Source organism: Geodermatophilus sp. CPCC 205506 (assembly GCF_051383635.1).
Lineage (GTDB): Bacteria > Actinomycetota > Actinomycetes > Mycobacteriales > Geodermatophilaceae > Geodermatophilus.
This window is the reverse complement of sequence record NZ_JALPKP010000011.1, coordinates 69,487-83,661: the sequence shown is the minus strand read 5'-3', so window position 1 is coordinate 83,661 and position 14,175 is coordinate 69,487. Positions and strand designations below refer to the sequence as shown.

The 14,175-nt window shown below is 75.5% G+C and carries 13 protein-coding genes and 1 riboswitch; of the genes, 9 read left to right on the top strand and 4 right to left on the bottom strand.

Features of this window, described 5'->3' with window-relative positions; all coding sequences use genetic code 11:
- The first annotated feature begins 222 nt into the window (after nt 1-222).
- The 5 genes from MY520_RS08600 (at nt 223) to MY520_RS08580 (ending at nt 6,155) form a co-directional block, all read left to right on the top strand.
- The gene (locus MY520_RS08600) at nt 223-1,326 is read left to right on the top strand and encodes a serine/threonine-protein kinase (RefSeq protein WP_436691671.1); all 1,104 of its coding nucleotides are present in this window, start codon (nt 223-225) and stop codon (nt 1,324-1,326) included.
- A gap of 11 nt (nt 1,327-1,337) precedes the next feature.
- Nucleotides 1,338-1,475 (top strand): hypothetical protein, encoded by a 138-nt coding sequence (locus MY520_RS08595; RefSeq protein ID WP_436691670.1) that lies wholly within the window; start codon nt 1,338-1,340, stop codon nt 1,473-1,475.
- A gap of 7 nt (nt 1,476-1,482) precedes the next feature.
- Entirely contained in the window at nt 1,483-2,652 is a 1,170-nt protein-coding gene (locus tag MY520_RS08590; protein WP_436691669.1) for a TRAFAC clade GTPase domain-containing protein, read from the top strand.
- Nucleotides 2,649-4,331, top strand: coding sequence for a hypothetical protein (locus MY520_RS08585; RefSeq protein WP_436691668.1), 1,683 nt, complete (start codon nt 2,649-2,651; stop codon nt 4,329-4,331). The genes MY520_RS08590 and MY520_RS08585 overlap by 4 nt, the downstream gene beginning before the upstream one ends.
- A gap of 144 nt (nt 4,332-4,475) precedes the next feature.
- Entirely contained in the window at nt 4,476-6,155 is a 1,680-nt protein-coding gene (locus MY520_RS08580) for a PHA/PHB synthase family protein (RefSeq protein WP_436691667.1), read from the top strand.
- Here the strand turns inward: MY520_RS08580 and MY520_RS08575 are convergent, their stop codons facing one another.
- Nucleotides 6,156-8,360: a SpoIIE family protein phosphatase gene (locus MY520_RS08575; protein ID WP_436691666.1), complete on the bottom strand. Its 2,205-nt coding sequence runs from the start codon at nt 8,358-8,360 to the stop codon at nt 6,156-6,158.
- Nucleotides 8,361-8,371: 11 nt separating this feature from the next.
- Entirely contained in the window at nt 8,372-8,722 is a 351-nt protein-coding gene (locus MY520_RS08570; protein ID WP_436691665.1) for an STAS domain-containing protein, read from the bottom strand.
- Between the two features lie 76 nt (nt 8,723-8,798).
- Here MY520_RS08570 and MY520_RS08565 point away from each other — a divergent pair, with 76 nt between their 5' ends.
- The 3 genes from MY520_RS08565 to MY520_RS08555 are packed head-to-tail and all read left to right on the top strand — an operon-like array spanning nt 8,799 to nt 11,922.
- Nucleotides 8,799-9,227 carry an ATP-binding protein gene (locus tag MY520_RS08565; protein ID WP_436691664.1) on the top strand — a complete coding sequence of 143 codons (429 nt, stop codon included), beginning with the start codon at nt 8,799-8,801 and terminating at the stop codon, nt 9,225-9,227.
- Nucleotides 9,228-9,233: 6 nt separating this feature from the next.
- The gene (locus MY520_RS08560) at nt 9,234-10,712 is read left to right on the top strand and encodes a serine/threonine protein kinase (protein WP_436691663.1); all 1,479 of its coding nucleotides are present in this window, start codon (nt 9,234-9,236) and stop codon (nt 10,710-10,712) included.
- Nucleotides 10,713-10,764: 52 nt separating this feature from the next.
- The gene (locus MY520_RS08555) at nt 10,765-11,922 is read left to right on the top strand and encodes an RtcB family protein (RefSeq protein ID WP_436691662.1); all 1,158 of its coding nucleotides are present in this window, start codon (nt 10,765-10,767) and stop codon (nt 11,920-11,922) included.
- Between the two features lie 123 nt (nt 11,923-12,045).
- Here MY520_RS08555 and MY520_RS08550 read toward each other — a convergent pair whose 3' ends face one another.
- Entirely contained in the window at nt 12,046-12,885 is an 840-nt protein-coding gene (locus tag MY520_RS08550; RefSeq protein ID WP_436691661.1) for an NmrA/HSCARG family protein, read from the bottom strand.
- A 100-nt stretch (nt 12,886-12,985) separates the two neighbouring features.
- A complete protein-coding gene (locus MY520_RS08545; protein WP_436691660.1) occupies nt 12,986-13,159 on the bottom strand; it encodes a hypothetical protein in 174 nt (57 codons plus the stop codon).
- Between the two features lie 326 nt (nt 13,160-13,485).
- Nucleotides 13,486-13,637: riboswitch (cyclic di-AMP (ydaO/yuaA leader) on the top strand.
- A 13-nt stretch (nt 13,638-13,650) separates the two neighbouring features.
- Here MY520_RS08545 and MY520_RS08540 point away from each other — a divergent pair.
- Nucleotides 13,651-14,169, top strand: coding sequence for a C40 family peptidase (locus MY520_RS08540; protein ID WP_436691659.1), 519 nt, complete (start codon nt 13,651-13,653; stop codon nt 14,167-14,169).
- Nucleotides 14,170-14,175 lie beyond the last annotated feature (6 nt).

Genomic DNA, 14,175 nt, shown 5'->3' with positions numbered 1-14,175 from the left:
ATGCCGCCTTCGTCCTCCGCGGAAACCGACGGGACCAGCCGCGGACTTTCGGCGCGGAAAGTCCGCGGCAGGTCCCGGACTTTCGGCGCGGAAAGTCCGCGGGAGGTCCCGGACTTCCGGCGCGGAAAGTCCGGCAGGGGGCGCCGGGGGCCGTGGTGGTTCCCAGGTTCGGCATCTACCGTCGGCCTCCACCCCGCCGCCGAACCGGGAGGACCGCACAGCGTGGACGAGGCGACCGACCCGGCCGTGGCCGTCGCCGACCTGGCCGGCACGCGGCAGATCGACCTGCTCGAGCCCGGGGACCCCGACCGCATCGGCCCCTACGTACTGCGCTGCCGGCTGCCGCGGGGTGGGCAGGGCGCGGACGTGTTCGTCGGGTCGGCCGAGGCGAACGGCGCGCTCGTGGTCATCAAGCGGCTGCCGGACGGCGCCCCCGAGCTCGCGCGCAAGCGGCTGGCCCGCGAGGTCGAGAACGCCGCGCGGGTGAAGAGCAGCCGGGTCGCGCGCATCGTCGACCAGGACCTCGAGGCCGACGCCCCGTACTACGTGCAGGAGTACGTCCCGGGCACACCGCTGGACGAGTTCCTGGCGCACCGCGCGGGCGGGCTCACCGACGAGGAGCTGCGGCGGATCGCGATCGGCCTGCTCCGCGCGCTGCGGGACGTGCACGCCGCGGGCGTCGTCCACCGCGACGTCAAACCGGGCAACATCATCATCTCGGGCACCGACGTCTGGCTGGTCGACTTCGGCATCAGCCGCTACGTCGGCCCCGAGCCGCCGTCGGGCACCTCGACCACCGGCATCGCGGCGCTCGGCACCAAGCTGTTCGCCAGCCCCGAGCAGCTGCAGGGCGCGGTGCTCACCCAGGCCAGCGACGTCTACAGCTGGGGCATGGTCATCGCCTACGCCGCGGGCGCCGTCCACCCGGTCGACCCCGACGACACGATGCCCGACTCCGAGTACTTCCTGGCCCTGCGCGCCGGCCGGCTCAACCTCTCCCACGTGCCGCCGCACCTGCTCGACAGCGTCACCCACGCGCTGAGGTTCGCGCCCGAGAAGCGCCCGTCCGTCGCCCAGCTGGCCCGGCAGGTCGAGCAGCGGACGCGGTGGCTGGGCGGGACGTCGCAGATCCCCGACCCGCGGACGACGATGCGCGACCTGCAGTCGGTGGGGGCGCTGGTCGAGGCGGCGCGCTACGAGCTGGCCCGGCTGGAGCGCGCGGTCGCCGACACCCGCGCCGGGTACGCGGCGGCGGTCGCGGTCGCGGTGCTGCTCGGGGTCGTCGCCGGTCTGCTGCTGGCCATCGTCTACCACGTGCTGGTCTGAGGAGGCGTCCGTTGTCCGGGATGTACGAGCGGGCCCTGGCCCAGCAGCGGCTCGACGCGCGGCGTCAGCGGTTCCGGGAGCGCCAGCGCGTGCTGCTCGTTGTGTTCTGCGTGACCGCGCTCGTCTTCTTCGTCCTCTTCGTCCGCTGAGCCGCGCATGAGGCGCCGCGTCTGCCCCCGTTGCCTGGAGCCCCTGTCCACCCCCGTGTGGCGCGACGCCCGGGGCGCGCCCACCCGCCCGCCGGTCGAGCGCCGCACCCGGTGGCAGCGCTTCCTCGATCCGCTGCGGACCGAGTCCGCCCCGGCGCCCACGCCGAGGGACGCCGCCGGCGCGGCCGCCGCCAACGTCGCCCCGACCTGCCCGAGGGGCCACCGGCTGCCGCCGGACTACCTCGACCGGCCGACCGTCGTCGTCGGGCTGGTCGGCCTGACCGGCGCGTCGAAGAGCACCTACCTGACCGTGCTCATCGACCTGCTGCACGAGGGCGCGCTGGCTCCGCTCGGCATCTCGGTGGAGATGGACGAGGACAGCGCGGCCCGCTTCGACGACTACCGTTACCGCTTGATGGTGCAGCGCCGGCAGCTGCCGCTCACCCTGCCGCTGCTCGGTGAGGGCAGCTCGCCCGAGCCGTTCACCCTCGTGCTGCGCGGACCCGGCCGCAACGGCACCGAGCGCTCGCTCAACCTGGTCTTCTTCGACGCCTCCGGCGAGCAGCTCTACCGCAGCGAGGACATGGGCCAGTACGGGAAGTTCCTCTACGCCGCCTCGTCGATCCTGGTGATCCTCTCCCCCGGCGTCTTCCCGCGGCTGCGGCACCTGGCCGACCCCGGCGAGGAGTCGATGGGGCTGGCCCGGCACACGCAGATGGTGGTCAACCTGGCCAACCTGCTGCGGACCGCCCGCAACCTGCACCCCGACAGCCACCTCGAGGGCGTGTCCACCGCGGTCGTCCTGAGCAAGGCCGACAAGCTGCGCGGGGTGACCGACTTCCCGACCGAGGCGCTGCGCGACACCGACCTCACCGCCGCACCGCTGTCGCACTGGTTCGAGGACGTGCGGAGCAACAGCTCCCGGCTGGTCGACTTCCTCGAGCTCAAGGGCGGCTCCAACCTGCTCACCGCCGTGCTCGGCCGGCTGCCGCGGCCGACGGTGCACGCGGTCTCGGCCACCGGCGCCGACGCCCGCGACGGCGGCTACCCGGAGATCACCCCGGTCGGCTGCCTGGACCCGCTGCTCGTCCTGCTCGCCCGACACGGCTTCCTCTCCGCCGAGGGGCTCGACCCGGAGGAGACCGGCTCCGGCCTGCGCCGCGAGTGGTCGGGATGAGCGGCCGGGCCTGCCCGCAGGCGGTCTACACGTCCGCGCCGCGGACCCTGGAGGGCCCGGGCTTCGGCGTCTTCGCGATGTCCGCGGACTGGCCGGCCGAGGTCGGCCGCACCCGCAAGGCCCTCGGCGCGCTGGTCGGCTTCCGGCCCGACGACGGCGAGGCCTTCGGGATCGTGCACCGCGACGGCGGCCGGGTGCTCTACCGCACGGTGGACGCCAGCGCCGACGGTTTCGGCCGGCCCGGCAACTACCTCGTGCACCTGCTGTGGGACGGCGCCGGGCGGCTCGGCGTCCGGGAGCTGCTGGCGCTGCGCCGCACCGGCCGGTTCCTCGACGGCCTGGCCGAGGACGCCGTCCCGACCGACGAGCTGCCGCCGCTCAAGGTGCCCGCCGCCGGCCGGACGCTGCCCGCGCTCCCCGCCGACGAGGTCGACCCCCTCACCCCGTGCCTGGCGCAGCTGCTGGCCCGACTCGCCGCCGGCTCCGGCAGCTGCCGGCTGCCGCGGCGGACCCCGTCCGGCCGCGAGGTGGCCGACCTGCTGTTCGACGTCCTGCCGCGAGCACTGGTCGCGCCGGTGTCGCTGCACAGCGGCCCGCAGGCCGACGACGGCGACGCGGCGGCGGTCACGGTCGAGCTGGCCGCCACCGCCGCCGGCCCGGCCGCGGGCGCCGCCGACACCGAGCGCGCCCGCACCCTGCTGGAGGAGGCGAGCAAGGGCGAGCTGCCCCCGGACGACGTCGGCGACCTGCACCGGCTCGACGCCTGGCTGTTCGCCGACGCCTGGGCCGAGCGCGACGCCGCCGCGCTCACCGCCGACCAGCTGGCATGCGTGCTGGAGTCGGAGGCCGCACCGGGCTGGCTGGCCCGCGCGGGCAACGCCGCCGCGACGATCGCGCTCGCCGGCACCGACCCGCGGGTGGGGTCCGCGCTGCGGGCGGCCGCCGGCCGGCACCCCGAGGTGTCCGAGCGGGTCCGCGGGCAGGCGCTGACCGCGCTGCTCGACGAGGTGTTCGACGGCGCCGAGGGCCCGGCCGAGGCCGCCGTCCAGCTGGCCGGGCTGACCCAGGGCGACCTGTCCGCCGCCTTCGCCGAGGAGGTGGCCCGCGGCCGCCGGGTGGCCACGCTGGACCGCGCGCCGGGGCTGCTGGTCGAGCAGACCCTGAGCCTGGGCATGGCCCTCCCGCTGCTGCGCCTGGCCGCCGACCCCTGGGAGCTGGCGCTGCTGGCCAGCCGGCGCCGGGTGGTCGGCGACGCGCTGGAGGCGCAGTGGCGGCAGGCCGCCGACCGCTCGGACGACGAGCACCGGACGCTGCTCGGGCACCTGCTCGTCGCCGACGTGAGCTGGCTGTCCCGGCTGGCCGACGTCCTCCCCGTCTCGGGGCTGCCCGCGGTCCTGCGGTGGGCGGCGCTGCGGATGGACGTCGCCGCCGTCGAGAAGCTGGCCGCCGCGGTGGCCACCGGCCCGGTCGCCGGGCGCGGCTGGGCGCTGCGCGAGGTGGTGTTCGGCTCCGAGCTGCCGGCCGCGGACGTCGACACGATCCTGGGTCGCCAGCTGGGCCTGCTGCTGGTCGACGACGGCTGGCCGAGGGAGCTGGCCGAGTCCTTCGCCCGCAGCCGGGCCACGACCGGCGACGGCGAGCTGACCCGCCGCCGGCGCGCCCCCCGCCGCCCCGGCTGAGCCGCAGCCGGCCCGGCCGGGCCGGGGCGCCCCCCACCTCCCCCGATGTGGTCGGTCCCTCGACCCGTGGGACTTTGGGCCCGGTTCCCGACCGGACCACGTCGTTAGCGTGAGCGCGACCGTGCCCACAGCGAGGGAGAGCCCGTGTCCGCAGCCGGAACCGTTCCCGAGGCCGAGCCCGTCGTCGACGGCGGAGAGGACCTCCCGGAGGTGACCCCGGTCGTGGCCGCCGGAGGGCTGGCCCGGGTGCTCGCCTCGCCGCGCGCGGTCGCGGCCGAAGCCCTCCACCTCGGCAAGGACCTCGTCGACATCACCCGCGGCACCGACCGCATCGCGCCCGCGCCGAGGGACCGGCGGTTCGCCGACCCGGCGTGGGAGAGCAACCCGGCCTACAAGCGGCTCGGGCAGGGCTATCTCGCGTGGGCGGCATCGGTCGACCGGCTGGTCGAGCGGTACGAGGCCTCCGGCAGCGACCCGCGCACCGTGGAGCGGGCCCGCTTCGCCGCCAACGCCCTGGTGAGCGCGGCGGCGCCGACGAACACCCTGCTCGGCAACCCGGCGGCGCTGAAGAAGGTCGTCGAGACCGGGGGCGCGAGCGTCGTCCGGGGGACGAAGGCGCTGCTGAACGACCTCGTGCACAACGGCGGTCTACCGGCCCAGACCGACCGCTCGGCGTTCGCCGTCGGCCGCGACCTCGGCGTCACCAAGGGCGCCGTCGTCTACCGCGACGAGGTCATCGAGCTCATCCAGTACGAGCCGACCACCGACAAGGTGCGGGAGCGCCCGCTGGTCGTCGTCCCCCCGATGATCAACCGCTTCTACATGCTCGACCTGCGGCCCGGCCGCAGCTTCGTCGAGCACGCCGTCGCCCAGGGCCTGCAGGTGTTCCTGATCAGCTGGCGCAACCCGGGCCGCGAGCACGCGCACTGGGACCTCGACACGTACGCCGAGCGGATCCGGCGTGCCACCGCCGTCGCCCGGCAGATCACCGGCGCTCCCGACGTCAACACGGTGGGCTTCTGCGCCGGCGGGATCGTGCTGACCACACTGCTCAACCACCTGGCCGCCGTCGAGGACACCAGCGTGCACAGCGCCGCGTTCGGCGTCACCCTGCTCGACTTCAGCGGCCCCGCGCCGATCAACGCCTTCTCCGGCAAGCGGATGGTCAGCCTGGCCAAGCGGATCTCGCGGGCCCGCGGCGTCATCCCGGCCAAGACGATGGGCAGCGTCTTCACCTGGATGCGCCCGGACGACCTGGTCTTCGGCTACCTGGTCAACCAGTGGCTGATGGGCGAGGCCCCGCCCGCCTTCGACATCCTCGAGTGGAACGCCGACGGCACCAACCTGCCGGCCGCGCTGCACGAGCAGTTCCTGCGAGTCTTCCAGGAGCACACGCTGGTGCGCCCCGGCGGCGAGACCGTCCTCGGCACGCCGGTCGACCTCGGCCGGATCACCGTGCCCACATATGTCACCGGCGCGGTCAACGACCACATCACGCCCTGGACCGGCTGCTACCGCACCGCGCGGCTCATGTCCGGACCGAGCGAGTTCGTGCTCAGCTCCAGCGGCCACATCCAGAGCCTGGTCAACCCGCCGGGCAACCCGAAGATGAGCTACTGGACCGGCGGCGAGCCCGGCGCCGACCCCGAGGACTGGCGGGCGGCCGCGGAGAAGCACACCGGCAGCTGGTGGGGGCACTGGGCGGACTGGACGATCGCGCGCTCCGGCGACGAGGTGCCCGCGCCCGAGAGCCTGGGCAGCGACAACCACCCGGTGCTCGAGGCGGCGCCCGGCTCGTACGTGCTGGACCGGACGCCGGCCTGATCAGGTCCGGCCGAGGCCGACCAGCGTGACGTCGTCGGTGTCGGGCGGGTCCAGCGCGGCGAGCACCGCGTCCAGCAGCGCGTCGGGGCCGGCTCCGGCCGAGCCGGCCGCGGCGCGCAGGGCGTCGAGCCGGTCGGTCAGCGGGACGTCGCGGCGCTCGACCAGCCCGTCGCTGTAGAACAGCAGCCGGTCGGCGCCGGTCAGCCGGACCCGCGCCTCGGCGTACTCGGCGTGCTCCTGCAGGCCGAGCGCCGGGCCGCGGCCGTCGCGCAGCAGCCGCACGCCGTCCGCGGTGTCGAGCAGCACCGGCGGGTGCCCGGCGCTGGCCACCGCGACCTCGCCGGTGGCCGGGTCGAGCTCGGCGACGACCGCGGTCGCCAGCTCGCCCGGCAGCAGCGCGGCGATCAGCTCGCCGAGGCTGCCCAGCGCGGCGGCGGGCCCGCGGTCGCGGAGCAGGTGCGCACGCAGGGCGTGCCGCAGCTGGGCGGTGATCGACGCGGCGGCGAGGCCGTGGCCGGCGACGTCTCCGAGCACGATCGAGATCCGGCCGCTGGGCAGCGGCACGAGGTCGTACCAGTCGCCGCCGACGACGTCGGCCGCACTGGGCCGGTAACGCGCGGCGAGCGCGACGCCGGGCACGGGCGGCAGCTCCTCGAGCAGCAGGGTGCGCTGCAGCACGGCGGCCAGCCGGTCGTCCTCCCGCGCCCGGTGCAGGGCCGACTCGGTGAGGTGCGCCGCCAGCGCCGACGCCGCGGCGACCTCGTGGTCCCGCCACGGCTGCGCCGTCCCGCGCACCGTCTCCACCCAGGCGGCGAACGAGCGGCGCGGGCTGAGCCGGGGGCCGGAGGCGCCCTCGACCAGCTTCGGCTCGTGCGGGTTGCCGCCCCAGGTGACCTGGCGGAGGGTCTCCGGGCGGAACCAGGCGAGGAAGTCGCCCGGCGCGCCACCCACCTCGACAGCCAGCAGCCCGCTGGCGGTGTCCGCGACGTCGGCGGCGGACAGGACCACCCTGCCCAGCGCGTCGGTGGCCGGCTGCCCGGTGGCCAGCAGCGCGGGGACCAGCTCGAGCACCCGCTCGGCCGGCGGCGTGCTGCCCAGCAGGTGCAGCCGGCCGTCGAGGCGGACCGCGGCGCCCCCGGCGGGCAGCAGGTCGAGCAGGGTCACCGGGCCCTCGGTGAGCGCCGCGGCCGGCCGCCGCGGGCTGCGGCCGAGGGCGGCGACCAGCGCGGCCTGCCGCTGGGCCACGCCGACGACGTCCCCCCGCTCGGCGGTCTCGACCGTGGTGTGCAGCAGCAGCGAGGCGGTGCGGCCGAGGAACTCCGCGGCCACCCGGTCGGCGTAGGACGGGCGGCGCGGGCCGCTGGTGTGGTGGCAGGCGATGAGGCCCCACAGCCGGCCGCCGTCGATCAGCGAGACCGACATGGAGGAGACGACGCCCATGGCGGCCAGGTACTCCAGGTGCACCGGCGAGACGCTGCGCAGCACCGCGCCGGAGAGGTCCAGCGGGCGGCCGGTGGCCGGGTGCGTGGCCGGCTGCAGGGGGACGGCGCGGTAGGTCGCGTCGGGGATGAGCCGCAGCCAGTTGGTGGCGTAGAGGGCGCGGGCCTGGGCGGGGATGTCGCTGGCCGGGTAGCGCAGGCCGAGGAACGGCTCGAGGTCGGCGCGGCGGTCCTCGGCGATGACCTCGCCGTTCCACTCGGCGTCGAAGCGGTAGACCATCACGCGGTCGAAGCCGGTGAGCTCGCGGACGTCGCGGGCGAGCACCGCCGTGAGCTCGTCGAGCGAGGTGGTGGCCGAGAGCCGCTGCAGCACCGCGGGCAGCCGGCGGTGCCAGGCGGCCCCGGCCTGCTCGGCGCCGGCGACCGGCTCCCACTCGGTGAGCAGCAGCCCGTCGGCGCGGGAGACGACGAGGTCGAGGTCCCGGCCGCCGACGCTGACCCGGAGCGGGTTGAGCTCGGCAAGGTCGCCGGCCAGGCCCGCGCGCAGCCGGTCGAGGTCGTCGGGGTCGAGCAGCGCCGCGAGCTCGCGCGCGTCGTCGCCGAGCACCTCGGCGGCGTTCGCCGAGGCGATGACGACGGCGAGGGCGGGCTCGGTGACGGCCAGCAGGGCGCCGTGCGGCTGGATCGCGCCGGGAACCGCGATCGGCTCGTCGGCGCAGGCCGCCGCGATGCTCCCGCGGCTGTCGTCGGGCGGCGTCGGCGTCATCCCGGGCGACCCTACGGGCCGACCTCGTCCCCGGGCTCCCGGACCGTCTCGGCGATCGGCACCAGCGAGTGGAGCTCGAGGAGGTCGACGACCAGCCACACCGGCCGGTTCTCGCGGGGGCAGACGACCTGCAGGGCGACGTCGGCAGCGGCCGCGCGGCGGGCGAGGAAGGCCAGGCAGCGGGCGCCGGAGGAGTCGAGGAACGTCGTCCCGGTGAGGTCGAGGACCATCTCGCGGGGCTGCTGGGACAGGAGGGACTCCATGGCCTCCATGAGCTGTGGGGCGGTGGCCAGGTCGAGCTCTCCGCGTACGCTCAGCGACGGTAGACCGGAGGCCGTGGTCCGCTCGATGTCGAACAGCACGGGTCGGTCTCCTCGTCGTGGTCCCACTGGCTCACCGCAGGGTAGATGCCGCCGGGCGGGAGAGGGGAACCCTGGCATGGACATCGCCTTCACCGTCCGCCTGCCGGTCGACACGGACAGCGTGCCGTTCGTCCGCAGGCTCTGCCGGCTGGCGCTCGAGCACCTGCACGTCCCGCAGCACGTGGTCGACGAGATCGTGCTGGCGCTGACCGAGGCGTGCGCGAACGTCGTCCAGCACGCCGGGGACTCCGCCGAGTACGAGGTGCAGGTGCGGCTCGACGACGCCGTCTGCCGGATCAGCGTCGTCGACGACGGCGCGGGCTTCGACCCCGGCGGGCGGCCGGCCGTCGACGGCTCGCCGCTGGAGACCGGCGGCGGGCTGACGCTCATGCAGGCACTGGTCGACCGGCTGGACTTCCACCACGAGTCCGACGGGCGGCACCGGGTGACGCTGGAGAAGCGGCTGGACGCGCACCCGCCGCTGCGCCTGGTCGACCCCGTCTGACGGCGCATGCACCCGGCCGGATCCGTTCTCGAGGAGCGCTACGAGCTCCAGTCCCCCATCGCCACCGGGGGCATGGGGCAGGTCTGGCGCGCCCGCGACCTCGTCCTGGGCCGGCAGGTCGCGGTCAAGGTGCTGCGCGCCGAGTTCACCGGGAACCAGGTCTTCCTGACCCGGTTCCGCACCGAGGCCCGGCTCTCCGCGGGGCTCGTGCACCCGAACATCGCCGTCCTGCACGACTACGGCGAGGTCGAGCCCGCCGGCGGTGACCGGGTGGTCTACCTGGTGATGGAGCTCGTGGACGGCGAGCCGCTCTCGACCCTGCTGCAGCGCGAGCACCGGTTGCCGCCGGAGCGGACCCTGGCCCTGCTGGGCCAGGTCGCGGCCGGGCTGGCCGCCGCGCACGCGGCCGGGGTGGTGCACCGGGACGTCAAGCCGGGCAACCTGCTCGTCGCATCGGACGGCACGGTCAAGATCACCGACTTCGGCATCGCCTGGTCGGCGGCCAACGCGCCGATCACCCGCACCGGCCACGTCATCGGGACCGCCCAGTACCTCGCGCCGGAGCAGGTGCGCGGGGACAAGGCCGTCCCGGCCAGCGACGTCTACTCCTGGGGCATGGTGGCCTACGAGTGCCTCGCCGGCCGGCGCGCGTTCGACGGCCCCAACCCGGTGGACATCGCACTGCGGCAGCTGCGGGAGGACCCCGACCCCCTGCCCCCGGACCTGCCGGACGGCGTGCGCCGGCTGGTCGAGCGGACCCTCACCAAGGACCCGGCCCAGCGGATCCCGGACGGCGCCGCCCTGCTCGCCGCGGTGGACGACGCCGCCGCCGGGCGGGAGCCCGACCGCGCCGACACCCTCGTGCTGCCGATCGCGCCCCCCGCCCCGGTGACGCAGGTGCTGTCCCCCGCCGCGGTCCCCGCCGCGGGGCCCGCCGTGGACGACGCCCACCCCGTCGACGACGAGCCGGAGGACCGGTCACGCCGCCGGATGCTCATCCCGCTGCTGGTGGCCCTCGTCGTCGTCGCGGCCGTGGCAGCGGGGCTGGTGGTCCTCGGGAACAGCGGGACCGACCCCGCACCGGCCGGTCAGCCGACGACGTCGACCACGCCGGCCCCGACGACGTCCGCGGCGCCGACGCCCCCGCCGGTCGTGCAGGTGCGGCTGGACCCCGCGGAGTACGTCGGCCGGCCGGTCGGCCAGGTGCAACCCCAGCTGGCCGGCCTGGACCTGGCGGTCGTGCTGCAGGCCGTCGAGACCGCCGACGTCCCCGCCGGGCAGGTGACGGCGCTCGCCCCGACCGGCGAGGTGCCGGTCGGCACGACGATCACCGTCACCCACGCCGTCGCGCCGCCCCCACCGCCGCCGCCGACCGCCGCGCCGACGACGGAGGCCCAGCCCACCGCCGAGCAGGGCGACGGGAACGGCAACGGCAACCGCCGCCGGGACCGCGACCGCGATCGCGACCGCAAGGGCGATGACTGAGGGCGTCCGCAGCCGACGGGACGGGGGTCCCGCGGCGGGGTAGGTCCTCCCGGTGGAGAAGATCAGCGACCGCCTGCTCAACTGGGCGTCGATCCTGGAGCCGACCACCCGGCTGCAGGCCGAGCGCACCGCCTCGATGCCGTTCATCCGCCCGCACATGGCGCTCATGCCCGACGCGCACCTGGGCAAGGGCGCGACGGTCGGCTCGGTGATCCCCACCGAGGGCGCGATCATCCCGGCGGCGGTGGGGGTCGACATCGGGTGCGGGATGGACGCCGTCCGCACCCAGTTCACGGCCGACGACCTCCACGGGCGCAACCTCGGCGCGCTGCACGGGCAGATCTCGCGGGCGGTCCCGCTCTCGGCCGGCCGGTACAACAAGAAGCTGCGCGACTCCGCGGCCGCCCGGGTGGCGGAGCTCCGGGAGCTGCCGGGCGTGGGCCAGGCCGACGGAGTCGCCGACACCTGGCCGATGCAGCTGGGGTCGCTCGGGTCGGGCAACCACTTCATCGAGGTGTCGCTGGACGAGGCCGACCGGGTGTGGCTGTTCCTGCACTCGGGCTCGCGCGGGGTGGGCAACCGGCTGGCGTCCAAGCACATCCGGATCGCGCAGCAGCGCTGCCGCGACGAGCACCTGCCCGACCGCGACCTGGCCTGGCTCGAGGAGGGGACGCCGGAGTTCGACGCCTACATCGAGGCGCTGGGTTGGGCGCAGCGGTTCGCCTTCCTCAACCGCGCGGAGATGATGGACCGCGTCGCCGAGCAGGTGTCCCGCTTCCTCGGCACCGAGGTCGCGCGGCAGGTGGAGATCTCCTGCCACCACAACTACACCGAGCGGGAGACGCACCTCGGGCACGACGTCTGGCTGTCCCGCAAGGGGGCCATCTCGGCGCGGCGGGGCCAGGACGGGCTGATCCCCGGGTCGATGGGGACGGCGTCCTACGTGGTGGTCGGCAGGGGCAACCCCGACGCGCTGATGTCCGCGCCGCACGGGGCCGGCCGCAACCACTCGCGCGGCGCCGCGCGGCGGCTGTTCACCCGCGCCGACCTCGATCGGCGGATGAAGGGCATCGCCTGGGGCCGGTCGGACGCCTTCCTCGACGAGCACCCGGACGCGTACAAGCCGATCGACCGTGTCATGGCCGACGCGGCCGACCTGGTCGAGGTCCGGCACACGCTGCGCCAGGTGGTCAACGTCAAGGGCGACTGACGCCCCGGGGCACATGTGTCTCCCGGGAAGCTCGTGCTCTGCCCACCACCGTGGGCAGAGCACGAGCTCCCGCAGGACACGTGCCCGGCCGCCGCCTATCCGGCGGCGCGGCGGCCGGCGCGCTCACTCCCGAGGCGACCAGCCGGTCGCCAGCCAGCCCGGGAGGTCCAGCAGGCCGGGCGCCAGCGCGCGGGTGGCCTCGATGTCGCCGCGGTAGGCGGGCGGGTGGGCGAGCCAGGTGAACATGGCGCGCGCGTCGTCGTCCAGGCCGTCGAGCGGCACCGCCTCGTAGCGGCCGGGCCGGCCGGCCCGCTCGCCGAAGGCGGCGGCGATCTGCTCGCCGGTCCGCTCGTCACCGGCGATCTCGATGCTGCCGCCGGGCACCCGGCCGGGGTCGAGGAGGACGTCGGCGGAGACCGTGCCGATGTCGGCGACGGCGATCATCTGCAGCGGCACGCCCGCCGGCAGCGGCATCCGGACGACGACCTCGCCGTCCTGCACCGCCGCCATCCAGCCCAGGTTCTCCATGAAGAAGACCGGCCGGACGACGGTCGCCGGCAGCCCCGACGCGGCCAGGTGCTCCTCGACGCGGCGCTTGCTCTCGAAGTGCGGGATGCCGGTCGAGCGCTCGGCGCCGCCGACGGAGTTGAGCACGACGTGCTCCACGCCGGCGTCCGCGGCCGCGTCGACGAGCGCGATCCCCTGGCGCTCCTCCGCCTCGGGCCCGCCGGCGCCGAACGGGGTGGTCATGGCGAACACCCGCTGCGCGCCGGAGAACGCCGTCCGCAGGCTGTCGGGGTCGGCCAGCTCGGCGCGGACGAGCTCGGCGCCCCGGTCGGCGAGGTCCCGGGCCTTGGCGGGGTCGCGGACGAGGGCGCGCACGCGGGCACCGGCGTCCAGCAGGGCGCGGGCGACGGCGCCGCCCTGCTGTCCGGTGGCACCGACGACGGCGATGACGGTCATGGGACTCCTCGGACTCGGTCTGGGCCGGCACGCGGGCGCGTGCCCCGTACGCGGCAGCGGCCCCCACCCGGGCTCGGGTGGGGGCCGCTGCGCCAGCAGATCAGTAGCGCCCGGTGCCGCGGCCCATGCCCTTGCCGCCGCCGCCCTTCTGCTGCTTCTGCTGGAAGTCCTGGATGAGCTTCTTGAGCTTGGCCTGGTTCTGCGGTTTGCGGGCCTCCTGGATGACCTTCGCCGCGATCCCCGACGCCACGAGCTTCCGGATCATGCCGGCCATGTGGGTTCCTCCTCGGTTCGGTTGACCTGCTTCGTGCCCGCCCAACGGCCGGGCCAACCACCCGGGTTCCGGCGGCAGGGCGTCGTCCGCCGATGACAGTCGGTGGTGCCACCCCGCAGGGGACGAGAACGTACGGATACCGCCGACCAGCGGTGACGGAGCCGGGCGGCTCCTCACACTGCGTCGTCCCCGCTGGTGAGGACGGCGAGCCGCGGCGTCCCCGGCCGCCGGATCCGACACCGACCCCGAATGGCGACGCCCGGCGGGGGTTCTTAGCGTTCTGCGCGGTCCAGCGGGCTCCCTCGTCGCCCACCCGTGGCGGCACCCGCCGGACACCGCCGAACCGGGCGTCGGTCGTCTACCGAGGCCCGGACCGGGGACCCACCGCAGCACTGGGGTGAAGCGCGATCCGTCGCGCCGGGCGACTCCCCCGTCCGAACCCGTCAGCTAACCCGGTAGGCGGTCGTGGAGAACAGGAGAACACGTCGTCCATGACGACTGCACGCACGACCTCTGCACGTCGCACGTTCCGTGGGATCGCCGTCGCCGTCATCGCCGGTGCCGGTATCGCGCTCTCCCCCCTGCCGGCAACGGCTGACACCGGTGGGGACGGTGGTGGGGGCGCTGCCGTCGCCGCTGCTCCGGCCGCCGCTTCGAGCGGCGCCGCCCAGGCCGCGGTCGACACCGCGCTCGCCCAGGTGGGCGACCGCTACGTGTACGGCGCGACCGGCCCGAACTCCTTCGACTGCTCGGGGCTGACGAGCTTCGCCTACAAGGCGGCGGGGATCTCCATCCCGCGCACCTCGCGGGCGCAGGCGGGCTTCGGCGCCCCGGTGGCGAAGTCGGACCTCCGGCCCGGTGACCTGGTGTTCTTCTACAGCCCGGTCTCGCACGTGGGCATGTACATCGGCAACGGCCAGATGGTGCACGCCTCGACCGCCAGCAAGCCGGTCGCCGTGGTGAACCTCGACTCGATGCCGAGCTACTCGGGCGCCCGCCGGGTCGCCTGACGCCTC

What these genes read in the sequence shown, in the direction of transcription:
- MY520_RS08590 (WP_436691669.1), top strand. Translation starts at nt 1,483, where the DNA reads ATGAGGCGCCGCGTCTGCCCCCGTTGCCTGGAGCCCCTGTCCACCCCC.
- MY520_RS08585 (WP_436691668.1), top strand. Translation starts at nt 2,649, where the DNA reads ATGAGCGGCCGGGCCTGCCCGCAGGCGGTCTACACGTCCGCGCCGCGG.
- MY520_RS08575 (WP_436691666.1), bottom strand. Translation starts at nt 8,360, where the DNA reads ATGACGCCGACGCCGCCCGACGACAGCCGCGGGAGCATCGCGGCGGCC.
- MY520_RS08565 (WP_436691664.1), top strand. Translation starts at nt 8,799, where the DNA reads ATGGACATCGCCTTCACCGTCCGCCTGCCGGTCGACACGGACAGCGTG.
- MY520_RS08560 (WP_436691663.1), top strand. Translation starts at nt 9,234, where the DNA reads ATGCACCCGGCCGGATCCGTTCTCGAGGAGCGCTACGAGCTCCAGTCC.
- MY520_RS08550 (WP_436691661.1), bottom strand. Translation starts at nt 12,885, where the DNA reads ATGACCGTCATCGCCGTCGTCGGTGCCACCGGACAGCAGGGCGGCGCC.
- MY520_RS08545 (WP_436691660.1), bottom strand. Translation starts at nt 13,159, where the DNA reads ATGGCCGGCATGATCCGGAAGCTCGTGGCGTCGGGGATCGCGGCGAAG.
- MY520_RS08540 (WP_436691659.1), top strand. Translation starts at nt 13,651, where the DNA reads ATGACGACTGCACGCACGACCTCTGCACGTCGCACGTTCCGTGGGATC.